Consider the following 23,145-nt stretch of genomic DNA (forward strand, 5'->3'; position numbering starts at 1 on the left):
CAGCTAAGGTAAATGAAATTAAAAAAGTTCCCAATTAATTCAGTTTGGCAAAAGTATCTGTAGTTAAGCATTAACCCGCTTTAAAAAAGATTTTTTATTGAAAAAATAAATTTAAATTTGGTTTATATTATAAACTAATTTATATTTGAAACATATTTACAATACATCTAAAAAAAATGGAAGATCAACTCACACAGGAAGAAAGCCTTCAAATCATAAAAAGGATGATAAGCACATCAAGGCATAATATAAAAAAAACTGATAGTTTTATGTTTTTGCTTTGGGGCTATGTTGTGTTCGGGGCAAGTGCTGTAAATATCATCTTATTTCATACTCCATACGCAGATTACGCCTTTGCAGGCTGGTTACTTATACTTGTTGGAATTATAGGTTCCATTTATTTTGGAATTAAAGAAGGAAAACAACAAACAGTAAAAACGTATGTGGATACAATGCTTAGTTATACATGGATTGCTTTTGGCGTTTGCATGGCAATAGTCCTGGTATTTGGTTTTAAACTCAAATTAAATCTTTATCCTGTGATTTTATTGTTTTACGGAATTGGTTTATTCATTTCGGGAGGAGCTTATAAATTCAAACCCTTAATTGTTGGAGGCATTATTTGTTGGCTTTGCTCGGTAATTGCTTTTAATGTGGAATTTTATTATCAGCTAATTATCCTGGCTTTTGCAGTATTAGCAGGATATATCATTCCTGGTCATTTATTAAATTCCAAAGCCGCAGAAAATGTTTAAGGATTTAAATCCACTGTTGCATTCACAATTGAGGCTTGCTGTAATATCGATTCTTATTAGTGTAGAAGAAGCGGACTTCACTTATTTAAAAGAAAAGACCAATTCAACAGCAGGAAATTTAAGTGTGCAGCTTGAAAAATTAAATGAGGCCAATTATATCAGCATAAAAAAAGCATTTGTGGGAAAAAGACCTAAAACAACTTGTAAAATCACAAAAAAAGGCCAAAAAGCATTTGATGAGTATATAATCATCTTGCAACAATATATTAACAAGCCACAATAAAAAACGTTCAAATTAGTGGATCATTGGTTCTTATTAAAAACAAAAACTAAATACAATGGAAAATAAGAAAAAAGCAGGTTCCTCTATTGGAGGTATTGCATTAGTAGGTTTTATGTTTCTTGGAGCCGGCATCGGCATGATTTTCAATAAAGTTCAAATTGGAGGAGCAATTGGAATGGGCATAGGATTTATAGCCATGGCTTCTATCATTTTTTATTACAACCGAGAAAGATAATGACCAAGTTTATTAATTATTAAGGGAATTCCGAAAAGGAAATTTCTGTTATTGCCCTTTTGGATTAATAGAGAATATTGCCTTTATTTTAACAGGATAAAGATGCATCTGCATTTAAACCTGTTATTTTTTTAACAATAAAGCAAATTATTACGCTAGTTTTTCTTATTCCTTTTTTTTCATTAAATTTAATTAAAAGGAATAAGAAATGAAAACAGGAACACAAATACAGGAAAATATAAAGACAAATATTTCTGAAATAATAAATTTATTCCTGAAAGTCAGAAAACAAACCAATGATATCTGCCACCCATTATTGATCGAGGATTATACAATTCAACCTATTATTGATGTGAGTCCCCCAAAATGGCACCTGGCACATACAACCTGGTTTTTTGAAAATTTCGTTCTCATCCCCAGTAAAAAGAATTATCGTGCTTTTAATCCTGGTTATAATTATCTTTTTAACAGTTACTATGAATCAGTAGGAGAAAGAATACTAAGAGCAAACAGGGGGTATTTATCCAGGCCAACTATTGAAGATATTTATAATTACAGGATGTATGTTAATGAGAACCTGCTTGATTTTTTGAATTCAAATGGCCTGATTACAACAAAAATTTTGAAAATAATTGAATTGGGAATTAACCATGAGCAACAACACCAGGAACTGCTATTAATGGATATAAAATACATTTTAGGTACAAATCCATTATTTCCAGCATTTTTAAATTCCGAAAACACAAATGAGCATCCTCCTGAAAAACCAATTGAAAATTATCTGGATATGGCTGAAGGCATTTATGAAATAGGATACAGTGGAAATGAATTTTCATATGATAATGAAAAAGAAAAACATAAAGTATACTTAAATTCTTTCCGCTATCTGGACAGGCTAATTACCAATCAGGAATATTTAGAATTCATTGAAGCCAAAGGATACGAAGATTTCAGTTTTTGGCTTCAGGAGGGCTGGGAATGGATAAAACTCAATAATATCACTTCACCTCTATATTGGCATTATTCTCAAAAACAGTGGCATTATTACACTTTAAGAGGGTTAAAACCACTTGGCTATCACGATCCTGTAACCCATGTGAGTTATTATGAGGCTGATGCTTTTGCCAAATGGAAAAATAAAAGACTGCTTACTGAATTTGAATGGGAAGTAGTTGCAAAGGAATTATATAAAGTAATACCTGAAAATGCCAATTTTCTAGAAGAAGGGCATTATGCCCCTGTTCCAAGAAAAAATTATTCAACCCAGTTATTTGGGGATGTCTGGGAATGGACCAGTAGTGCTTACCTTCCTTATCCTGGCTTTAAAATAGCACAAGGTGCTTTAGGTGAATACAATGGAAAGTTTATGATTAACCAAATGATTTTAAGGGGGGGATCCTGCGCAACACCAAAAAACCATATAAGATTTTCATACCGCAATTTTTTTCATCCTGATAAGAGATGGCAATTCTCAGGAATAAGATTAGCGGAAAACCTAAAATAAATAAAATGGAAGATATATTAATAAAAGCAAATGTCACCAAATTTGCATCAGAGGTAATGGAAGGACTTTCTGCCTTTCCCAAGTATTTGCACTCAAAACACCTTTATGACGAATGCGGTGATCGTTTATTTAAAGCAATCATGCTTATGCCTGAGTATTATTTAACGGATAGCGAATATGAAATTTTTTCTAGCCATAAAGATGAACTCATTAAAACTTTTACTGAAACTAAAAATGAATTTATTCTTATTGAATTAGGAGCTGGAGATGCACTAAAAACAAAATTACTTTTAAAACAGCTGTCTGATGAGCAAGTAAAATTCAAATATATGCCAATTGATATATCAGCAAATGCAATTGAAAAACTTGAAGAAGATCTGGCATCAAATATTCCTGCAGTTACTGTACAGGGAATTAATGATGAGTTTTTACCTGCAATCGAAAAATTAAAGAACATTGAAACGCGTAAAGTTATTTTATTTTTAGGTTCCAGTATCGGAAACTTCGAATCTACAGAGGCATTGGAATTTCTAAGTGATCTCGCAAAAACACTTAGTCCTGATGACTTGTTTTTAATTGGCTTTGATTTAAAAAAGGACCCTTCAGTAATATTAGACGCATATAATGACAAACAAGGAATTACAGGAGCATTTAATTTCAACATCCTGGAGCGGATAAATAAGGAACTAGGAGGAAATTTTGACATTTCTAAATTTAAACACTACCCCACATATGATCCTATTAATGGGGAGGCAAGGAGTTATCTTATTAGTAAACAAAAACAAGATGTATACATTGAAGCCATTAACAAAGTTATTTTCTTTGACCAGTGGGAACCCATAAAAATTGAGGTTTCAAAAAAATACGATCTTGAATCAATAGAAAAACTTGCAAAAAATGCAGGTTTTACAATTAAATATAATTTTTATGATTGCAGGAATTATTTTGTTGATTCAGTTTGGAATTTGAGTTGAAAAGGGTTACCATCTTTAAAAAAGAAGGGCATTCTTGTATTTTGTATATTATTCCCTTTTATTAAAAGACAAATTATAAAAGTATGAAAACAATTCTTGGAGTAATTCTGTTAACCAGTGGTTTGATCGCCACTATTATAACAACCATTAACGTGATTCAACAAACCGAAGCTTTTAGTTTTTTAGGCATGGAAATAGTAATTTCAAAGGGAGATTATGTTCCGGTTATTATTAGTGCAGTTGTTATGCTTTTTGGTATTGTATTACTCATTTCCTCGAAGGGAAAATAGTATTAAAATTAATCCTTTTTTGATTCATGGAAAATGAAAGGGCTATCCTTAATTTTATTAATAAACAACCATTCAAGGAGGATTACTTGTGGCGGTATGTTGATTTAAAAAAATTTCTTTCTTTTCTCATTGACAAAAAACTGCACCTTAAACGACTTGATCATTTTGAGGATAAAGATGATGGGATTTTCGGGAATTTATTGCTTTTGAAACACAAATTTGGGGACAAGAAAAAATTAAATAAGATAATTGTAGATACAGAAGAATTTAAACTTCGGGAACTTCAAAAGAAGTTGTTTGCCAGTTGCTGGTTTGTAGGAAACAGAGAATCTATGGCGATGTGGAAATTGTTTTCAAATCCGGATAGCGTTGCTGTTCGTATTAAATATAAGGACCTGAAGAATTTGTTCAAAAACAATAACTACTCTTGCAACGGGCATAATATTGAAAGCATTACACTGGGTAAGGTTCAATATTATGATTATCAAAAAACAAGAAGGAATTCCATACTTTATAAAACCGAATCATTGTTTGCCTTTAGCAAGGATGAGAGTTTTTCAAACGAAAGAGAATTCAGGATTGTAGTTAAAACAAAACCAGAAAGCAAGGAATCTTCAAATGGAATTGATTTAATATTAACCCATTTTATTACCTTACCATTCGAAATAGTTTTTCATCCAAAAGCAGAGAATTGGGGAGTTAAAAACCTATCTGATATCATGAATAAATTTAATATTCCATTTAAAAAATATCATTCCGAACTAAATTTAAGGAATCGCATTGATTAAAAGATTGTGAAACCTCAAACCAATGTTAATAAAGAACTTATTTACCTTTTTTGAACTGTTCTTCATAAATCAGTATCCACTGATCAGGAGTAATTTTTACAGCTAATTCGCCTATAAGATTATAAGGAATTTGATCCGCTTTTTTAAAACGTATACAGCTTTTCCCCATGTCTAATTTTGCTTTACAGTGTTTTGGATATTCACTAAGAAACCATTCCAATAATTTCTTGTCGGCATATATTCCCATATGGTAAACAGCGATAAAATTTTTTTGTGATGCAATACCAATAAAAGGCAAGGGTAGTTTAGGATCACAATGATATCCTTTAGGATAAAGTGTATGAGGAACCACATAACCTATCATTCCATAATTTATTTCCTCTGAAAATCCTTGAGGAATATTTTGCAAAATTGCTCCTCTTAGTTTGAGCATTGCAGCTTTTCGCTCCTCCGGCAAACTTTCCAGGTAGGCCTTCACTGTTGTTTCTTTTGACTGCATAAAATATATTTATTTTTAATGAACTCTGACCCCATGAACAATGAAAAGACTAAATCAAACAGGAAACAAAATCAAGGGCAGTAAATAGTGCTTTTTTCCTGGATAATTTTATCCGCATTATTTATTTTAACCCCCATAGAAAATAATAAAAAACCAAAAGTATTATTTTTGAATATTAAGCCTCTGAATACCCTTTTGTTGATAGTAAAACCTCTTTATCGTGAAGTTTTAACAAATCGATTAATAAACGTTTTACCTCCTACATCTGATTTGATAATATATGCTCCTGGATTTAAATCTCCAATATTAATAACCGTTTTACTACTGTATTGAGAATTTATAGTTTTAAGTGGTCTTCCATCCATAGAAAAAATAGAAATGCTTACAGATTCACCTGACTGAATACCTTTTATTTCAAGAACAAGCGTAGCAATTGCTGGCGAGGGGTATACGGAAGAACTAACCGGAGAATTAGAATTAACCTCATTAACCGTAATTAAACCTTGGCTAATAATGGAATCCATAGGAAAAGTCATTAATGAACGGGCGAAAGTTCCAGCTATGATTTTTTTTGTGGTGCTATTATAATCAATGTCGTATACAGGAAATATTGGCATATTACTTCCAATTCGATCCCAATTAATTCCATTGTTAAGCGTTGCGTATACTCCACCATCAGTTGCAACAAACACTACAGAATCATTGTGCCCGGGTAAAATTAAAATATCATTTACTGCCAATTGAGGAAGATCACCTGATATATCTGTCCAGGAGGTTCCATTATTTGATGATTTATGAATGTGTGGAATATAATCATTGGATTTATAACCGGAATGTGCCACAAAAACGGTATTCAGATTATTTGGCGAACTTTTTATATCAGTAACATACCTATCCGGAAGTGATCCTGTAATATTTACCCAACTACCTCCACCATTTAATGTTCTCCAAACATTACCATCACTTGTTCCTGTATATAAATGCTGATTGTTTACTGCTGATTCATCAACAGTTGTGATCACATGAAAACGAGAACCAAAAATAATACCATCAGTAAGATCATTGCTTATTGGAATCCATTCACCATAAGGAGCCCCTGTCATTTTATAAATGCGGTAAGTACCAGTGTATAATATGGAAGAGTTTGATTTACTCATAATATAAGGCATATCCCATGATCGCCTGTCACTAGAATTCAATCCATAATCTAAATTATCATAAAAATTCCCATTGTTATCAGTATAATAGATTCCTCCATTTTGAGTTTCCACATACCAGGTATAAGAATCATTTGGATCAAACAGAGCCTGAAATCCATCTCCTCCAAACATTCTATTCCAGGAATTAATTGCTGCCCCATTCCCACTCATTGTTCCTTGATCTTGAGCTCCTCCATAGTACATTGCATTGTCATGAGGATTAACTGCCACCCTGTAAAATTGTGTATTGGGAATATTTTCAATATCCGTAAAATTCATTCCCCCATCTGTACTTTTGTATAAGCCTCCATCAGTGGCAAGTATAAATGTTGAAGAATTAATATAAACCAGGTCATGTTTGTCAGCATGAACAGTATAATCCCACCATGGTGGACCTGCCATATACCAATTGTTACCTCCATCATTGGTTTTATAAAGATCTACACTTAACAGAAAAAGTTCATTGTCATTTGTTGGGTTAACTCTTATTTGTCCAAAATACCATCCAAAACCACTGTAAACCCCTGAAGGTAAACTTGAATTTGGTAAAGCAGTCCATGTAACACCCCCATTTGTTGTTTTATAAATTCCTTGTAAATCAAGGGTTGAAGCATCAACATAAACAGCAAATAAGGTATTGGGGTTAACCTGCGAATGACACATGCCTATCCTTGACATATTATCAGTTGGGAGGCCACCTTCCAGAATATTCCAGTTTACCCCTCCATCCATGCTTTTGTATATTTTAGCTGCCTGACCCGAAACTATACTTTGTTGATTGTTCCTTATCCTGTTCCAACCAGCAGCATAGATTGTTTGAGAATTAAAAGGATCCATTATTAAATCAATAATCCCTGCATCACTGGAGATGAATAAAATTTGATTCCATGTTATCCCACCATCATTCGATTTATATAATCCTCTATCGGAATTAGGTGCAAAAGGCAGCCCCATTGTGGCAGCATAGATTGTATTGCTGTTTGAAGGATCAATAATAATTTTGGAAACAATCCGCTGGTCAGTTAATCCAATATGATTCCAGGAGGCACCTGCATCTGTTGATTTATATATTCCATCGCCAATGGCAGGGTAACCTGAAATATTAGGATCTCCTGTACCTGCATATATAGTATTAGGATCATTGGGATCAATGGTTAGGCAACCAATGGAAAGATAGGCCTGGTCATCAAAGATTGGAAACCAAGTTGTACCGCCATTAGTAGTCTTAAAAATACCGCCACCGGCATTTCCAGCATAAATTATGTTCGAATTTGTGGGATGAACCGCAACTGAATTTATTCTGCCACCGATATTGCCTGGTCCTTCCAAAGTCCATTCAGAATTAATGCTTCTGGATGATGAACGTGAAGTTGCGTATCTTATCTGTTCCTGTTTCAATACTACCTCATAGGCTTTGATATCAAAAAAAGTATCCGGATAACTTCTTTGTAAAAAGAAATGTTCAGCAGGTCGGCTAAACTTTTCGATTTTAGCTTTAGCATTTTGTTGTGGTTGATAAAAGGAAGTATAATAATAGGAGATACTTGTTAATATAACTGCCATCGAGAAGATGGATAAGTAAAGGAATAATTTATTTTTCATACGAATCTTTGAATAATTGTTCACTTAAATTATACAAAGATATTGTTTTTTGGATATGAAGTTTTTTTTGTTTGTAATGACTTAAAACAAACAATTTACCAATTTTTATTTGCTTAGTTATTGCCTGAAAAGCTGATAAGAAAAGGCAAAAACAGTTGTGTTGCCCATTGGGTGTCGTGCAATAACAGAAATATAATAAGCAAGGTCAATGCAATAAGCTTTCCTTTGAATTCCAACTCCGGTAGTAATATACTTTCTATTTCCTTTGCTTGCATATTCATGAAAATAGCCTGCACGATAAGCAAGGGCTAAATCTATATCGGAAAAAGAATATCTTGATTCTATTCCAAACTGGTGAATGATTTCATGGAGTTCTTCTTTCAATACACTGCCCTTTTCAATTTGAATACTGTTATCCGGATTATAAATGAAATTCCCGTTAGCATCCCGAATAGGAATTCCAGGAGCATCTGAAAAAGAACCTAAAATTCCTGCAACAACTCCTATATCAGGGTCTGTGCCTGCTACTATTCCATTTTGATCTCTTATTGGAGGAGTGGGAACCAATAACTTTTGTGCTTGATAAGAAAATGAAAGGGTAATAAGGTCTTTGTTCACTAAATAAAGGTTTATGTTTACCATAGCAGCAATTTTTAAAACTGAGGGAACAAAATCATACCTTCCAAAACCATAAGTTAATTTTGGTCCTAAATTTAAAGCCGATGCGCCAATATTCAGTCTGATGTCTTTTTTTTCATCTACTGGCATTATCGATGTATAGTTAAACCCAATATCGGCAGCATGAGACATTCCTTTGTAATCATTCCCCATAAAATCAGGACCGAGTTTTGAATATATACTTTTGTATCCTAATCCAAGAGAAAAATTAGTGGAAAACATTCTTGCATATCTTAGGGAATTGTATATTTCAAATGGTCTATATTCTCCCAATGGTGTTCCTGTTGGACTTGTAAAAGTTATTTTGCCTAAAGAAGAGTAACTCATTGCATAAGAAAACCCATTTTTGCCATCAGGGGAAAACAACAAGCCTATGTTAACCAAGTTTATATCGGGAACAAGCGATCTAAACAACGGTGTATAGTTAATAAAACCAGCAATAACCTTTTTGTTTCTTGCTAAAAGAGCCGGATTTTGCAAATATGCCGCATTGAAATTAAATTCAGTAGCCACGGTTCCAATTTCTCCCATGCCCCCTGTTTGTGCATTTTCATTGATTAACAATCCAGGAACTGCAGTTAAAATTGCATTTGTTTGAGCTTTAGTAATAACAGGAAACAACAAAATAAATATGGCTGAAAAAAAAATAAATCTAAACTTAAAGATCATAACATATAAGCGATTAAAACTTGCACTAAGATATTAATTAATTTATTTCGATTTTTAAAATCGTTTATGTTTTCAATGAATGCCCTAGAAATTTTTAATGCTGAATATGCAATTAATGCAGCATGATTCTCACTTTTTTGCCAAGCCCATGTTTTACGTTCGCCCTTATGTGTCCACCGTAGTTGGGTGTATTCCAAGAAGCGTGTGAACAAGGCAGGCTCTTTTGCAAGGTTCGCTTTTGTATGAAAGAAATTAAAATTCTCAATTGTCTTTTAGATTTTATTCCGTTAAAGTAGTCTGTTTTCTTGCCCCAATTCCATGTGTCCCATTGTGCCTTGCTTTGCCTGAAATAATTACTAAACTTCTTGGCTCAAACATAGCTTCGATTTTTTCCTTCGTTTTTAGATTGAAAAAAATAACGAAATTATACCCTAAACTCAGCTACGCGTCACACGATGCGGTGGACGGACTATCTCCAAAAAGAAATCATGAACCTCTTGGGCTTAGCTGCGGCTAAGCATTCGCTCCGCTCTGCCCAAGAGGTTCATTCAACAAAACTAAAACAAACTACATACTCACCTAATGCGGCTTATCCTGTACCCTTACGTCTTTACCCTGCCATTGGTATAGCCTTTTGAAGGTTATTCCAAAACCAACTTTACCATAAAAGGGAAGTGGTCGCTTCCGAAATCGTCTAACCGCTCCACTTCCGTCACTTTCCATTGGTGGGAGACAAACACATAATCAAGCGGCCAACGGAAAATCCAAGAATTTGCATTGTAGGTATTATACATCCCCCTGCCTCTCCTGGTATCCTTCATTTTACTCCGTTTTTCAAACTCTTTCAAGTTGTGGCTCCACCCCACATCATTAAAATCCCCGGCCAAGACGGTAGGCAAGCTGTCTTTGGAGAGCATATTCCCCGCCAGTTTTAAGGATTCTTCATCCACAGTTCCAATATTGGTGGGATGACCGCTGGGTACAGGGGCTACGGGGTGCAGCGCCATCAACCTGAAGGTGTTGCCGTCCCTTAACCGGATGGTTGCAACTATGCTTGGCACGCTATCCTGGTTGAGGAAATATATTTTATGTTGGGGTAAAGGCAATTTTGAGTACAGTGCCATTCCGTATGTGTTTGAAGCAGGGTAAGCAACGCGGTAAGGATAGTCGCTGTGGAGCACGGCTAATTTCTCCATCCACCATTTGTCAGGTTCAAGCGTTACTAGGATATCCGGTGAGGCTTCGTGCACTATTTCTAAAAATTCTGCCGTTTCCCGGTTAGTCATCAACACATTTGCTACCATAATGCTCATGTCCGCAGGCTGGTCCCTAAATGACCTATCCGCTTCAGGAACCGCATTTGGTGCAAGAAAAGTATAGGGGAATATTATGTAAGCCTGTATAGAAATTACGGCTACAAGGGTGGCAATAAATAGCTTATTCCCTATAGGATGCCATTTCTTTAGTGCCAAGGCTGAAACGAGGCAAAAAGCAAGGGCAATAAAAAAGCCCAGCCGCGGAAAGTTTAGCACTTGCAAAAACCAAAGGCCGGTATCATAAAAAAGGCTCGCTGCGGTTAGCAGGCTTAGTAGTATGCCTCCAACAAGGACGGTTTTGTAGGCTATCTTTTTGAATTTACCCATATCAGCTTGTTAAATTAACGAAAATAAATGAGAAGTGCCGAAAATTTAATCAACCAAGTGGTTCATGGGGCTTGGAGCAGTGTTTTTTAGCTCACCCGGAAGCTGGGAGCGGAAGTTTATAACCTGAAGAAATGGTGGCGGTTTACAATTAACCTCCTCCCGAATTCCTTGTACGTTGATTTTTTCATGACAAATACTTCATGTTTTAAGTTATGAATAATTGCCCGGTTCTCGACTTTAAATATGTCAACAGCTTCTGTTTTTAAGATACAACTCCTGAACTAAAATAATTACACTAACGGTTAGAGGTGTTGCCAAAACTAGTCCCCATCCGCCTGTCAGCGTAGCCATTAACAACTGTGCAATTATTAAGAGTGCAGGAGGCATGTTAATTAATTTTTGCTGAACAAGTGGTGTAATAAAATTACTTTCGATAAATTGGATTAAAATATAAAGTCCGACAACCAAAGCCGCGGATTCAGGACTTTGCATTAGAGCCACTAGTACGGCAGGTATCAACGCAAGCAAAGGCCCAAAGTTGGGAATGAAGCTAATCAATCCTGCCAAAAGAGCTAACACAAGCCAAAGCGGCATTCCAATAATAGCTAAACCTATAGCTGTTAAAACAAAGACAACAAACATTGAAAACAATTTTCCTTTGAGCCAATTGCGTAAATGCTCACCTAGTTTATCCAACACCTGATTTGCCTTTTTTTGTCCTTTTACAGGTATCAGTTGCACCATACCTTTGGTGTACGTTTGGGGCGAAATGGTGAAGAAAATTCCAACAAATAAAATCACATAAATATCACCGAACACCCCGAATGTGGACTGAAAAAATTGTCCCGCAAACACTTGCGCTTTATCCAATGAATTTTTTGAGGATAGCTTATCAATGATTTTTTCGCCTATTGAACTATTATTCAATTTCACCTTTGCATTATCAATAGTTTTAGGCAGTGTTTCCATTAGTTCAGCTATTTGTGCCTGCACTTTTGCTCCAATCAACCAAAATAACCCTGCAACTATTAACAAGGTGCCTATAATGGAAATAGCTACACATACGCCTTCTTTCCATTTTGTTTTACGTTGAATGAAATTGCTCAACCCTCTAAAAAATATAGCTATGAGCGTTCCTGCCAATACTAATAAAAAAACGCCAAACGTGGCTTTAAAAACCAGTAAGACAATTATTGTAAAAGCAAGTATTCCGGTTGTTATCCATACTTTTTTTTGAAAAGAGGGAGTGTTTTCTGAATTTATTTGAGGTTCATTCTCTTGCTGCATAGTAAAATAATTACTGAATTTACAAATTTACATTTTATTTTTTTTTACCCATTTCAGTAGCCTTCTGTTGAGCTGATTCCAAACATACCGCATATGTCCGTCCCAAAATTTGTGGTAATAATTTATATTACCTCTTATTATGGGATTGATTTCCTTGGCCACTTCCTCCAATGGCTTGCGCCTTTCAATACTTTTTCCACCAAACATTTTGACAGTTGCGTGTTGAATAATAAAACATAAGCCCAATGTTTTTCCGTCTTCAAACAGGTACGTTCTGGTCGATACACAGTGCCTGTTATTGTTATTGCAATCTTCCGCTGTTACTTCTTTTTTAATTCTTCTTATACGGTATCGCTTATACTCTTGATAACAACATTAACAGGAAAGCTCTTTGATGCTTCGTAAAACTTTAGTTCAGTAATATCAGCTGGCAGATTAAATCCATTTGCCTCTAATTTTACTTTAATTTGTTGTATCAACAATCCTTTGGTTTGCAGGAAGCCTTTTCGGAAATCCTCTGTGGTTATCCAAAAGTACACTTTAAGGTTTACCGTACTTGGGGCCAATTCATCTTCAGCAACAAAGTTAACATGTTGGGAATCCTTAACGATTCTGTCATTTTCTTCAAAACACGTTGCAATAATTTCTTTTGCCTTTTCAATATTATTTTCATAAGCGATCCCAACGATAAAATCGGAACGATAATAACCGTCTTCAGTATAATTAAACACCGGTTTTTTTAGAATATCCGAATTGGGAATATAAACATTTTTACCATCAAATGTAGTGATCTTGGTATATCGGAACTCCATAGATTTTATTTTTCCAAATACATCTTCTATCTGCACCGTGTCATTCATATGAAAAGGACGATTGAAAGCAAGTATGATTCCCGCCAAAAAATTTTCAGCAATGTCTTTAAACGCAAAGCCAAGCAAAATTGCCGAAGCTCCGGCCATAGTTATTATAGCACCTGCAATACGGCTTAAGCCCGCTGAGTGAAGCGCAAGAAAGAAAATACAAATAATTAGAACTAATTTTATAGCCTTGGCCAAAAAGGAAGTCATAAGTGGGTCATATGATTTTCCCTTTATGCGATTTTTGAAAATAGATGTAAGCCAGCCAGCTATAAGAATACCAATAATTAAGATTAAAACAGCTAGGCCAATACGGGGTATTGTTTTTAAAAAACTATAATAATAGACTTCTAAGGTTTTTATAATTTCATTCATGTTTTTTTAAATTTTATAAATGTAATCTTGTCCGTGAAAAACGTTTTAAAAGCTTGTCGAGAACTTAAGTTTACAGCATTTCCCCAAAAAAAAAATAATTCACCTATCCATTAAAAGAATGTTTAAATGCATACGAAAAGAGTATCTAGTTTTTTCTAAGGCTGCCTGTTTGCACGCACGTGTTTGATTCTGTGGCAAAAACACCCTAGCAAACATAGCAAATGCAGATATCTGATTTTACAGCCTTAGATTTCTATTTAATTTCTACCCTTTAATTTGGAACTTACTGCTGTAATCCACCTTCGATTAAATGAGTCTAGTTACATGTTACCATAAGAGGCTTGTTTTTCAATACTAAGATTATCTACAATTTCACATACCCCAGAGGTGTAATTCACTATTTCATTTACTCTCATCCTGGCAAGGTGTGAAGGGACTTTTCCTGATAAAGTCACTATTCTGTTTTTAACATCCACTTTTATATTTCTTGTATTATGATAATCGTTTCTTTCAAAGGCTTTTTTAATGTCTGAAACTATTTCCTGATCTGAATAAATTCTGTTTCTGCTAACTATAATAGAATCAATTACTTCTTTTATTCCAGTAATTCTAAATGCATATCCCTTAATTACATTTTTTTTCCAGTAAGCATCAACCGTCCCTTTCACAGTAGCAACTCCATCATTTACTGAAACGGAAATCGAATCAGCATCAATCCCATCATCAAGGCTCAATAGTTCATTTAAGATATCCATTACCTGTTCATCAGTGGGAACAACAACAGATTCAGGATAAGTTACTTCAATATTATTTTCCACGCGATTAACTCCTGATATTGAAAGGGCATCTTCCTCTGCTGCCTTTCGGCTAGAAAAATCAGGAACCTCTCCACTTAACCTTACGGTTCCATCCAGAATTTCTACATTAATATTTGCAGACAAAATTCTATCGTCCCAGATAAATTGATCCTTAATAGCCTTTTTAACCTCAGATTGCTCCATGAAATAAATATTTAACTTTAATAAATTATGCAAAAAATCTTCAAAAGTAATTTAGCAATAAAAATCTGCTAAATTAAATACTACCACAATTCAAGATGGTTTATGACATTTGTAACCCCGAAGGTATAACTTGCAATCTGCCTTGCCTTAATTTTGGCGGTATAAGAGGGTACAAAACCAGTCAATATAACCTGGCCATTTTTAACATCAACCCGGATATCTTCTGCCTGCATTAGGGTATTTCTTTTCACCGCATTTATAATTTCTTCTTTAATTTGCTGATCAGAAAGTTCAACATTAATGCGAACCTCTATATTATTGATTACATTATTAACGCCAGTTACGCGATGAGCGTAGTTTTCGGTTTGCTCCTTTTTCCAATGGGCATTTACTGTACCGTTTAAGGTTACAACTCCCCCTTCTACATTAACATTAATTGTTTCATTATCAATCCTTGGATCAATTCTTACCATGTTTTTTATAAAAGATTTTATTTTATTGTCATCAGGAATAATGACTGATTGAGGATTTTTTACACGTAAATTATTTTCAACATTTCTTACCCCTGAAATTGAAAATGCATCATCCTCAGCTGCTAATCTACTGGCATAAGTGGGAACCTCTCCCGAAAGCTTAACCGTACCATCAAATACCTCTATAAATATTTTTACAGATAAAACCCTGTCATCCCATTCAAGTTGTTCTTTTACTTTATCTGCTATCGCTTGTTTTTCACTATAAACTGCCATAAATCAATAATTTTATTTAAAAAAACAATACTTTAAATATTCTGATTTTTTTATTTTATCTTAGAATTAACTTGTCAATTACATTAACAACTCCTGTGGTAAATTGTGCAAGTTCATTGGCTCTAATTCTTGCCACATAGGAAGGAACTTTACCTGATAGAGTTACTTCTCCATCGCTAACCTGAATTTTAACCTCATCTGCATTTATATACCCGCTTCTTCTAAATGCTCTATCCAGATCAGAGGCTATATCCTGATCACTGTATTCACCCTGTGGGGTAACTGTGATTTTATCATTTACATCAACAACCCCTGCTATTCGATAGCAATAGCTTTCCACTACATCCTTTTTCCAAAAAAAATTCACATTTCCATTAATTGTTACAATACCATTATTTACACTAATATTAATATTTCTATGCTCTATGCGGTTATCAAATTTTAAATTGTTTTCAATAGCAAATTTTATTTCATCATCCGAGAGTACATTATACGTTTCGGGATACCTCACCTTTAAATTGTTTTCTACACCTACCACTCCATAAACCGAAAGAGCATCTTCCTCTGCTGCCATTCGGCTTGAATAGTTATAAACCTCCCCGGATAGCTTAACCGTTCCATCAGCTACATCAATGTTGATATTTTCTGCCTGTACCCTGTCATCCCAATTGAACTGATCTTGTATAGTTTCCTTAATTACTTGTTTTACATGGGTTGTTGCCATAGAATGAAAATTATAAGAATAAAAAACTCATACAAACATTTACAAAAATTTAATGCCAATAATTTTAATGTAAAATTTAATACCATTTGTGGGGATTTACAGTTGATATGATTATAAATAACTAAGAAAATTAGGGGAATTTTTTTTCCTGTTTTGAGGCTATTTTATTAGTAATATTATTTGAACTAAAATGCTTTTTTCATTCTCAAGGGCCCGTAATATTCAAAAGGACTAAGTTGAAAAAAACGGGGTTTTGGCAAAAAAACAGTACAGATTTTTACCAAAAAAATTCCCAAAAAAGGAATAAAAGTAAAAAAGGGAATATTTTTAAAACACAAGGAATTCAAAATTGAAGGTTTTGTAGGTAAAAACACTTATAAGAAGCTTATGGCAAGATTTTTCATGTATAAAATGATAACTAAAACATTATTTTAAAAATGGAAGCTTTATTAAAAACTTATTTTTTGATTTTAAAAATCAATATATTGATATATGCACTTACACCTTTACTTTTTCTTATGATGACAGGAGGAATACCCTTAGTGCTTTCTGTACTTGTTAAATCCTATACTGAAATAAAAAGAAAAAACATTGAATTTGAAAAGCATCCCCACCTCTCATAAGAAATTCTTAGAAGACAAAATATTAAGCAACAAAAAATGATTTTCGATCTAATTCAATTGAAAACACTTGTGAATTTATCAACTAAAATTGTAATTCCATATCCCCCCAGGATCAACCACAGGAAAAGAATAAATCCCAATACAACGGGTTTGCCACCTGTTGCTTTCATTTTTTTTATGTTTGTTTCTACCCCAAGTGCGGTCATTGCCATTGTAAGTAAAAAATTATCAATACTAACAATAGCAGCTACCATTTCGGATGCAAGCAAATGAAAGGAATTAAAACCGGCTACTGCCACAAATCCAACTGCAAACCAAGGAATATGGATGCTTTTACTATTAAATGTATCTCCATTTTTCCTTGAAAGATAAATACTAAGTAAAATCAATAATGGCACAAGAAGCATAACCCTTGTCATTTTTACGATAACGGCTGTATCGGAAGTAATATCTGACACTGCATTTCCTGCACCTACTACATGGGCAACTTCATGTACAGTTGAACCTACATAAATGCCAAATAGTTTAAAATCCATTTGCAGGATTCCTGATTTATACAAAAGGGGGTATAAAAACATTGATATTGTTCCGAATAAAACAACTGTGGCAACTGCAATTGCAGCTTTATGAGTTTCTGCCTTTACAACAGGCTCGGTTGCTAATACCGCAGCAGCTCCGCAAATGGAAGCGCCCGAAGCGGTTAAAAAAGCTGTTTCCTTATCTAACTTTAAAAATTTTATTCCTACATAAGCACCCAGAAGAAAAGTTGTTGCAACCATTATTATATCTGCTGTTAGTCCGGTTAATCCAACCTGGGCAATTTGTTGGAAGGTAATTTTAAAGCCATATAAAATAATTGCAAGGCGCAATATTTTTTTTGCAGAAAACAGTATTCCCGGTCCCCATTCAAGTGGAATGGACCCACGAAATAAATTTCCTGTAATTATTCCAAGCAAAATCCCAATAATTAAAGGACTTATTGCTAAGTTAGTGAAAAAAGAAAAAGATGCGATCCATGTTGCTAAAAGGGAAATAAGGGCAATAAACAGGACTCCCTTTATTAAATTCAAATTTATGTTTTTAATCATTTTATTTATTGCCTTTTTTAATATTCCAATAAGGCAGCAAACATAAACAATTATTCATTCAGGACCAGCAATATTTACAAATCCTTTTATGTATTAAAGTACCATGAAAAAAACCAAAAATAAATGGTTTAGCTAGTGAAAAACAATTTATTTACATCGGAGATTTCCTGCTCAGAAATCCCGTGGGGTAAATTAGGATAAATTTTTTCCGTAACCTTAGCGTTCATGGATTTCAAAATGGCTGTTGTCTGCTGTACTCTTATTAACGGAACATGGGGATCATGATCTCCTGCTCCGATAAAAACTTTGGTGCCTTTAAAATTGCCTTTGTAATTTTCTTTTTTTACTTCTTCTCCAATCAAACCACCTGTAAGGGCAATAATACCAGCATATTTTTCAGCATTCAAGGCTGCATATTCCAAAGCTAAACATGCGCCTTGTGAAAACCCCAGCAAAAAAATGTTATTTGTTGGAATACCTGCCTGGTTAATTTCAGCAATTGCATGCTTAATAATTGATAATGCTGATGAAAGCGCTGGCTGATTTTGTTCTCGAGAGGCCAAAAAACTCTTTGGATACCAAATATTATAGGTTGCCTCCGGGGCAATTAATGCAAACTCCTTAACATTTAGGTGCGTTACAATTTCAAGAATATCATTTGAGGATGAACCTCTGCCATGTAATAGTAGCATCGCACATTTGGCCTCATCAAGGGGCATTCCCGACAATAATATCTGCTTTTCATGTTCAAACATATTCTTGTGTATTAACCCTTACCGGCTTTAAATGCCCTTCAATGCTTTCCCTCTTAGGTTCAAGCCAATAAGGAAGTTTTAAAGAAGAACCAAAATTTTCTATGCATTCATCAATTAAAAATCCAGGACCATTGGTAGCTATCTCAAATAAAATCCGTCCTGGCTCACGAAAATAAATAGATTGAAAATAATATCGGTCAATTACAGGTGTTACATAATTAATACGGGTTAAAAGCTCTTCTCGTATTGATTGTTGAGATTCCAGGTTTGCGGTTTGAAAGGCAATGTGATGAACCGAACCAATACCTTGAATTGCTGTATCAGTTTCGGAATTTACAATTATATCAATAAAGCTTCCTGGCAGGTTGGTGGAAGTGTACCGAAATCTCTGGTCGTTTTTTAATATTAACTGATGGTTCATAACATCAATTAATATTGATGCTGTTTCTTGCTGATTTTCTACCAAAAGGGTTGCGCCATAAAAACCTTTTATGGAATTATTCAATCTAATGCCGGGAACTTCAAATCCTGTTCGTTTATCTTTGTTATTTGCCACCAATTCTAAACTTAATCCTTCATGGTCTTCAAAACACACAACAGTTTCATTCCATCTTGAGAAAGGCTCTTTATAGGAAACATTGAATTTTTCAAGCCTTTGGATCCAAAACTCCAAAGCATTTTCATCAATTGAAAAAGAAATTGTACTTACTTCCCCATGACCTTTCACTGCTTTTGAAAAATTATCAAATGAAAAAAAGGTAAGAACACTTCCGGGAGTTCCAGTTTCATCTCCAAAATAAAGGTGATAAACCTCAGGTGCATCAAAATTTACAGTTTTTTTTATAAGCAGAAGTCCTAAAATTCCTGTATAAAAATCAACATTGGTTTGAGGATCTCCAGTAATAGCAGTTATGTGATGTATTCCGGTAATTTTATTCTGTTTGTACATCCCTTACATTTAGAAAAATTTATACAATTCTTAAACTTCACATGCTTATCTAATTTAAGAAATTTAAAAGAGTTAAAAAAACCGGATGTATTCTTATTCCATAAAATCAAAAAAAAACCTCTAGAAATGTATTTTAACAGGATATAATTATTAAGAATAAATGACTAAATTTAAAGAAAGAGCAAAATTGTGAAACAATTAAAATTTATTCCGATAAAGAGGCAAATCATTTTGTTGTTCCTTGTAAATTCGATCCTCATTATATTGCTTGGCGTGCTCAATTTTATTGGCTTAAGACATTACGAAAGAAATATATCTTACATTAAAAATTCATCACTTTCCCAACTCTCCTTATTAAGGAGAATCGAATACAATACTGGCACTAATTACATCTATTTATTACACAATTTGTATTCAACTGAACCCGAAAAAAAAATATTTTATGCGATTAAAATACGTGAACTATTATTTCAGAATGATTCACTTTTTAAAGAATTAACTGATAAAATAACCAGATCAAGCACCAAAAACAGCCTTGAGGAAGTATTAAAATGGAAAAACCTGTATCAGAAAAAGTTAATAACAGCCCTTGAAATTAGCTGGGAAGAACAGGATGTTATGCCTTTTGAATATGAGGAACATGAAATAAGACCTTTAGCGGGAATTTACAAACAAAAATTAGAAGATTTCGCCCAACTTGTAGTGTATAATACAGAACAAGACATAACAACTACTTTGGAGAAAATAAGCAATACAAGATTATTAAGCAGGTTGATAGTTGCTTTCGGTATTCTTTTTCTATTATTAATCAGCAATTTAATGATAAGAATATCAAAAAGACTTACTAAAGATTATATTACATTAAAGCAACAAACAATTGAAAGGGAAAAAGCTCAAAAAGAGTTGCAATTGCTCAATGAAGAGCTCGAAGAAAAGGTAAAAAAACGTACTGAAGAGCTTAATGGTGCCTATGAAAACATATGTCAATATAATGATGAATTAAAGGAAGTTACACAGGCAAAAGATAAATTTATATCTGTAATTTCACATGATTTACGCAATCCTATTAACACTATTCTAAGTTCTTCAGAAATCCTGATGAATATGCTAAAGGAATCACCAGTTAATGAGCAGATAAAACATTTTGCATCCATAATTAACAACTCCTCAAATAAATTAATTGTTCAACTCAATGAACTATTAGAGTGGGCAAAAATTAAGAATAAAAGCATGATCTTTAACCCCCAAAAATTAAATTTAAAGGAAACTGTAACAGAATCATTCAAATTAATACAATCAAATGCAGAAGAAAAATACATAGAATTATTAAATGAAGTTCCGGGAAATATTTTTGTTAAAGCAGATAAACTCATGCTGCGATCAATATTTCAAAATCTTGTGACAAACGCAATTAAATTTACATTACAAGGAGGATCAGTTACTGTAAAAGCTGAAGAAAATGCTGAATTTGTAATAATTAATGTAACAGACACTGGAATTGGCATGACGGAAATTATAAAGGATTTATTGTTTAACGAAAGTAAAACTGTTTCTCATACAGGAACTGCCATGGAACATGGTTCTGGACTTGGACTTGTTTTGGTAAAGGATTTTGTTTCTACACATGGTGGAACTATAACTGTTGATAGCGAGATTGACAAAGGCAGTACTTTTACTTTTACTATTCCAAAGGCTGGGCGATAATAAAAATTTCCAGTGAAATGGAAAAAATAACAAAATCATGTATAATATTTTGTTTAAAGAAAATCGAATATTAAAGGAATTCACAAAATTACGAACAGGCTTTAGGCTTTATCCATAGAATTAACTTTGTTGTTTTTGCAATCTCTAAAACCTTAAGAATCATAAATATTTTAGACTCTATTGCAATTCTTCCTGAAAGGTTCGTATATTTCCCATTTCACCCTATTTTCATCCGTTTTACATGTGTATATATTCAAATGTAAAAGGAGTAATACTAAAAATTTGCATTAATGAGAATAATAAGTGGAAAATACAGAGGAAAAAAAATAAATCCTCCCAATAATCTACCAGTTCGTCCTACAACAGATTATGCGAAAGAGGCCTTATTTAATTGTTTAGCAAATAAAATTGATTTTGAAGACATTAAAGTCCTGGATCTTTTTTGCGGTACTGGTAATATCACCTTTGAATTTGCATCCAGAGGTGTTGAGGATTTAACTTGTGTGGAGATTAACTTTAAATGCGCTGAATTCATTAAACGAACCGTTTTAGAACTAAAAGCTAAAGGCATAAAAGTTATAACGAGTGATGTTTATAAATTCATTTCTTATAGCAGTGATAAGTATGACCTTATTTTTGCTGACCCACCTTATGATATGCAGGAAACACTATTCCTGGCTGATAGAATATTCGAAAAACAGTTGCTAAATAAAAATGGATATCTGGTTATTGAACATCCAGAGGATAAGGACTTTTCAAATAATCATTTCTTTGAAGAAAGACGCAAGTATGGAAAAGTAAATTTCAGTTTTTTTCACAATAAATAATTGCAGCAAGTTAATTGCGTTTGTTTAAAGTAAATTAGCAATTAAATTTTTTTAAAATTATCCTGTACCAATAGTTATTGCTAATGATATGTGAATTTGAATTAAAGCATACTTTTCTTACAAATAAAACATGATTTTTCGCTTGTGTTTGATCAATATGGGAGTGATACTAACTTCCCTAATTAATCCACTATATGCAATAAATCCAATTTGGAATGCAGGCGGAATAGTTGGAATATCTGCTACTTTTGGTACTAAAGTTAACCGTATTGGCTTTTTAACTGGAGCTTACATTGTCTGTGAAAATATTCAGCTTAATGCTTATGCAAACAGACTATATTGTTTCAACAGTTATGGTCCAGATTTAAAAAGAATAGAAAACCAGTTTAACCTGGGCATTACAGGAGCTTTTGGGCCTGAAACATTAACCCTTTCCAGGGAAGCAGTTTTCTTTAGTCCTGTTAGTAATTTCACTGGAAAAAGTAATAGCTTATCTTATGTTTTTAAAATTTATTCTGATAATATTTCTACTTCCCAAAATACTGGAATTATTGGCTTTCAATCCGGAAATTTTCATTTCTTTACTGAAAATGATCTGTTTATTTTTAAAGGATCAGATAAATATAGAACAGGTGCAGTTTCGGTAATATATCAAAACATGAATATGCAACTTGGAGTTAATCTATTGTTGTGGACTGGCAATAACAACGATGAAAAAAAGATAAAAATAAAACCAGGGGAATCTGATTATCGTTCAGAGTTTGGTTATTATGATCTTTCAGAGACAAAATACGGCAAATTTTCTCATGGAATACTTGCTTTTTCCGGGGCTTATGCTCTGCCTTATTCACAAACCATTAGCGCAATGGCAGGAATTGATTCAGAACAAATAAGGCATGTTGTGCAAAATAAATTTTTACACGATATGCCTTTTATCCCAAAAAAATTGAATAAAGCAATAAATCCTCATTTTCCTAAGCTGGATTCAAATGGTTTGCCCTATTTAAAAAAACAAGATCAAACCATGAAAAAATCAAAATTTTTTGGAACAGTATCAGTTAATCCTACCCTTTTCTATTAAAAATCC

The 23,145-nt window shown here is 33.6% G+C and carries 24 protein-coding genes; 11 read left to right on the plus strand and 13 right to left on the minus strand.

What is annotated here, in order from left to right:
- The first annotated feature begins 176 nt into the window (after positions 1 to 176).
- The 7 genes from H0V01_13065 (at position 177) to H0V01_13095 (ending at position 4,829) form a co-directional block, all read left to right on the plus strand.
- Entirely contained in the window at positions 177 to 755 is a 579-nt protein-coding gene (locus tag H0V01_13065; protein MBA2584306.1) for a hypothetical protein, read from the plus strand.
- Positions 748 to 1,038 carry a transcriptional regulator gene (locus H0V01_13070; GenBank protein ID MBA2584307.1) on the plus strand — a complete coding sequence of 97 codons (291 nt, stop codon included), beginning with the start codon at positions 748 to 750 and terminating at the stop codon, positions 1,036 to 1,038. Before H0V01_13065 ends, H0V01_13070 begins: the two co-directional genes overlap by 8 nt.
- 55 nt (positions 1,039 to 1,093) lie before the next feature.
- Entirely contained in the window at positions 1,094 to 1,273 is a 180-nt protein-coding gene (locus H0V01_13075) for a hypothetical protein (GenBank protein MBA2584308.1), read from the plus strand.
- A gap of 208 nt (positions 1,274 to 1,481) precedes the next feature.
- A complete protein-coding gene (locus tag H0V01_13080) occupies positions 1,482 to 2,777 on the plus strand; it encodes an ergothioneine biosynthesis protein EgtB (GenBank protein ID MBA2584309.1) in 1,296 nt (431 codons plus the stop codon).
- A gap of 5 nt (positions 2,778 to 2,782) precedes the next feature.
- The gene (locus H0V01_13085; protein MBA2584310.1) at positions 2,783 to 3,751 is read left to right on the plus strand and encodes an L-histidine N(alpha)-methyltransferase; all 969 of its coding nucleotides are present in this window, start codon (positions 2,783 to 2,785) and stop codon (positions 3,749 to 3,751) included.
- An 83-nt stretch (positions 3,752 to 3,834) separates the two neighbouring features.
- A complete protein-coding gene (locus H0V01_13090; GenBank protein MBA2584311.1) occupies positions 3,835 to 4,041 on the plus strand; it encodes a hypothetical protein in 207 nt (68 codons plus the stop codon).
- Between the two features lie 26 nt (positions 4,042 to 4,067).
- Positions 4,068 to 4,829 (plus strand): hypothetical protein, encoded by a 762-nt coding sequence (locus H0V01_13095; GenBank protein ID MBA2584312.1) that lies wholly within the window; start codon positions 4,068 to 4,070, stop codon positions 4,827 to 4,829.
- A gap of 37 nt (positions 4,830 to 4,866) precedes the next feature.
- Here the strand turns inward: H0V01_13095 and H0V01_13100 are convergent, their stop codons facing one another.
- The 10 genes from H0V01_13100 to H0V01_13145 form a co-directional block, all read right to left on the minus strand.
- Entirely contained in the window at positions 4,867 to 5,328 is a 462-nt protein-coding gene (locus tag H0V01_13100) for a DUF1801 domain-containing protein (GenBank protein MBA2584313.1), read from the minus strand.
- A gap of 215 nt (positions 5,329 to 5,543) precedes the next feature.
- Positions 5,544 to 8,129: a T9SS type A sorting domain-containing protein gene (locus tag H0V01_13105; GenBank protein MBA2584314.1), complete on the minus strand. Its 2,586-nt coding sequence runs from the start codon at positions 8,127 to 8,129 to the stop codon at positions 5,544 to 5,546.
- Between the two features lie 117 nt (positions 8,130 to 8,246).
- Entirely contained in the window at positions 8,247 to 9,476 is a 1,230-nt protein-coding gene (locus H0V01_13110; protein ID MBA2584315.1) for a PorV/PorQ family protein, read from the minus strand.
- A gap of 641 nt (positions 9,477 to 10,117) precedes the next feature.
- Positions 10,118 to 11,119, minus strand: coding sequence for an endonuclease/exonuclease/phosphatase family protein (locus tag H0V01_13115; GenBank protein ID MBA2584316.1), 1,002 nt, complete (start codon positions 11,117 to 11,119; stop codon positions 10,118 to 10,120).
- Positions 11,120 to 11,365: 246 nt separating this feature from the next.
- Positions 11,366 to 12,406 (minus strand): AI-2E family transporter, encoded by a 1,041-nt coding sequence (locus H0V01_13120; protein MBA2584317.1) that lies wholly within the window; start codon positions 12,404 to 12,406, stop codon positions 11,366 to 11,368.
- Positions 12,407 to 12,433: 27 nt separating this feature from the next.
- Positions 12,434 to 12,613, minus strand: coding sequence for a hypothetical protein (locus tag H0V01_13125; GenBank protein MBA2584318.1), 180 nt, complete (start codon positions 12,611 to 12,613; stop codon positions 12,434 to 12,436).
- A gap of 134 nt (positions 12,614 to 12,747) precedes the next feature.
- Positions 12,748 to 13,638 carry a mechanosensitive ion channel family protein gene (locus H0V01_13130; GenBank protein MBA2584319.1) on the minus strand — a complete coding sequence of 297 codons (891 nt, stop codon included), beginning with the start codon at positions 13,636 to 13,638 and terminating at the stop codon, positions 12,748 to 12,750.
- Between the two features lie 320 nt (positions 13,639 to 13,958).
- Positions 13,959 to 14,639, minus strand: a complete 681-nt coding sequence (locus tag H0V01_13135) for a BON domain-containing protein (GenBank protein MBA2584320.1) — start codon at positions 14,637 to 14,639, stop codon at positions 13,959 to 13,961.
- Positions 14,640 to 14,719: 80 nt separating this feature from the next.
- On the minus strand, positions 14,720 to 15,388 hold the full coding sequence (locus tag H0V01_13140; GenBank protein MBA2584321.1) for a BON domain-containing protein: 669 nt from the start codon (positions 15,386 to 15,388) through the stop codon (positions 14,720 to 14,722).
- Between the two features lie 55 nt (positions 15,389 to 15,443).
- Complete coding sequence (locus tag H0V01_13145; GenBank protein MBA2584322.1) at positions 15,444 to 16,112, minus strand: BON domain-containing protein; 669 nt, start codon at positions 16,110 to 16,112, stop codon at positions 15,444 to 15,446.
- Positions 16,113 to 16,549: 437 nt separating this feature from the next.
- Between H0V01_13145 and H0V01_13150 the strand changes: the two genes are divergently transcribed.
- Positions 16,550 to 16,735 carry a hypothetical protein gene (locus H0V01_13150; protein ID MBA2584323.1) on the plus strand — a complete coding sequence of 62 codons (186 nt, stop codon included), beginning with the start codon at positions 16,550 to 16,552 and terminating at the stop codon, positions 16,733 to 16,735.
- Between the two features lie 53 nt (positions 16,736 to 16,788).
- Here H0V01_13150 and H0V01_13155 read toward each other — a convergent pair whose 3' ends face one another.
- The 3 genes from H0V01_13155 to H0V01_13165 form a co-directional block, all read right to left on the minus strand.
- Complete coding sequence (locus H0V01_13155; protein MBA2584324.1) at positions 16,789 to 17,823, minus strand: YeiH family putative sulfate export transporter; 1,035 nt, start codon at positions 17,821 to 17,823, stop codon at positions 16,789 to 16,791.
- A gap of 128 nt (positions 17,824 to 17,951) precedes the next feature.
- Positions 17,952 to 18,578, minus strand: coding sequence for a dienelactone hydrolase family protein (locus tag H0V01_13160; protein MBA2584325.1), 627 nt, complete (start codon positions 18,576 to 18,578; stop codon positions 17,952 to 17,954).
- Positions 18,571 to 19,527: a ring-cleaving dioxygenase gene (locus tag H0V01_13165; protein MBA2584326.1), complete on the minus strand. Its 957-nt coding sequence runs from the start codon at positions 19,525 to 19,527 to the stop codon at positions 18,571 to 18,573. The genes H0V01_13160 and H0V01_13165 overlap by 8 nt, the downstream gene beginning before the upstream one ends.
- A gap of 189 nt (positions 19,528 to 19,716) precedes the next feature.
- Between H0V01_13165 and H0V01_13170 the strand changes: the two genes are divergently transcribed.
- From H0V01_13170 to H0V01_13180, 3 genes are all read left to right on the plus strand, one after another.
- A complete protein-coding gene (locus H0V01_13170) occupies positions 19,717 to 21,231 on the plus strand; it encodes an MCP four helix bundle domain-containing protein (protein ID MBA2584327.1) in 1,515 nt (504 codons plus the stop codon).
- A gap of 290 nt (positions 21,232 to 21,521) precedes the next feature.
- Positions 21,522 to 22,058 carry a 16S rRNA (guanine(966)-N(2))-methyltransferase RsmD gene (rsmD, locus tag H0V01_13175; GenBank protein ID MBA2584328.1) on the plus strand — a complete coding sequence of 179 codons (537 nt, stop codon included), beginning with the start codon at positions 21,522 to 21,524 and terminating at the stop codon, positions 22,056 to 22,058.
- Positions 22,059 to 22,215: 157 nt separating this feature from the next.
- Complete coding sequence (locus H0V01_13180) at positions 22,216 to 23,139, plus strand: hypothetical protein (protein MBA2584329.1); 924 nt, start codon at positions 22,216 to 22,218, stop codon at positions 23,137 to 23,139.
- Positions 23,140 to 23,145: the final 6 nt, after the last annotated feature.

It is taken from the genome of Bacteroidota bacterium, assembly GCA_013696965.1.
Taxonomy (GTDB): domain Bacteria; phylum Bacteroidota; class Bacteroidia; order JACCXN01; family JACCXN01; genus JACCXN01.

Coding starts and splice junctions, on each gene's coding strand:
- H0V01_13140 (MBA2584321.1), bottom strand. CDS start 15,388: ATGGCAGTTTATAGTGAAAAACAAGCGATAGCAGATAAAGTAAAAGAA.
- H0V01_13065 (MBA2584306.1), top strand. CDS start 177: ATGGAAGATCAACTCACACAGGAAGAAAGCCTTCAAATCATAAAAAGG.
- H0V01_13160 (MBA2584325.1), bottom strand. CDS start 18,578: ATGTTTGAACATGAAAAGCAGATATTATTGTCGGGAATGCCCCTTGAT.
- H0V01_13165 (MBA2584326.1), bottom strand. CDS start 19,527: ATGTACAAACAGAATAAAATTACCGGAATACATCACATAACTGCTATT.
- H0V01_13115 (MBA2584316.1), bottom strand. CDS start 11,119: ATGGGTAAATTCAAAAAGATAGCCTACAAAACCGTCCTTGTTGGAGGC.
- H0V01_13125 (MBA2584318.1), bottom strand. CDS start 12,613: ATGTTTGGTGGAAAAAGTATTGAAAGGCGCAAGCCATTGGAGGAAGTG.
- H0V01_13110 (MBA2584315.1), bottom strand. CDS start 9,476: ATGATCTTTAAGTTTAGATTTATTTTTTTTTCAGCCATATTTATTTTG.
- H0V01_13130 (MBA2584319.1), bottom strand. CDS start 13,638: ATGAATGAAATTATAAAAACCTTAGAAGTCTATTATTATAGTTTTTTA.
- H0V01_13100 (MBA2584313.1), bottom strand. CDS start 5,328: ATGCAGTCAAAAGAAACAACAGTGAAGGCCTACCTGGAAAGTTTGCCG.
- H0V01_13135 (MBA2584320.1), bottom strand. CDS start 14,639: ATGGAGCAATCTGAGGTTAAAAAGGCTATTAAGGATCAATTTATCTGG.
- H0V01_13155 (MBA2584324.1), bottom strand. CDS start 17,823: ATGATTAAAAACATAAATTTGAATTTAATAAAGGGAGTCCTGTTTATT.
- H0V01_13070 (MBA2584307.1), top strand. CDS start 748: ATGTTTAAGGATTTAAATCCACTGTTGCATTCACAATTGAGGCTTGCT.
- rsmD (MBA2584328.1), top strand. CDS start 21,522: ATGAGAATAATAAGTGGAAAATACAGAGGAAAAAAAATAAATCCTCCC.
- H0V01_13180 (MBA2584329.1), top strand. CDS start 22,216: ATGGGAGTGATACTAACTTCCCTAATTAATCCACTATATGCAATAAAT.
- H0V01_13085 (MBA2584310.1), top strand. CDS start 2,783: ATGGAAGATATATTAATAAAAGCAAATGTCACCAAATTTGCATCAGAG.
- H0V01_13075 (MBA2584308.1), top strand. CDS start 1,094: ATGGAAAATAAGAAAAAAGCAGGTTCCTCTATTGGAGGTATTGCATTA.
- H0V01_13095 (MBA2584312.1), top strand. CDS start 4,068: ATGGAAAATGAAAGGGCTATCCTTAATTTTATTAATAAACAACCATTC.
- H0V01_13090 (MBA2584311.1), top strand. CDS start 3,835: ATGAAAACAATTCTTGGAGTAATTCTGTTAACCAGTGGTTTGATCGCC.
- H0V01_13145 (MBA2584322.1), bottom strand. CDS start 16,112: ATGGCAACAACCCATGTAAAACAAGTAATTAAGGAAACTATACAAGAT.
- H0V01_13080 (MBA2584309.1), top strand. CDS start 1,482: ATGAAAACAGGAACACAAATACAGGAAAATATAAAGACAAATATTTCT.
- H0V01_13150 (MBA2584323.1), top strand. CDS start 16,550: ATGGAAGCTTTATTAAAAACTTATTTTTTGATTTTAAAAATCAATATA.
- H0V01_13120 (MBA2584317.1), bottom strand. CDS start 12,406: ATGCAGCAAGAGAATGAACCTCAAATAAATTCAGAAAACACTCCCTCT.
- H0V01_13105 (MBA2584314.1), bottom strand. CDS start 8,129: ATGAAAAATAAATTATTCCTTTACTTATCCATCTTCTCGATGGCAGTT.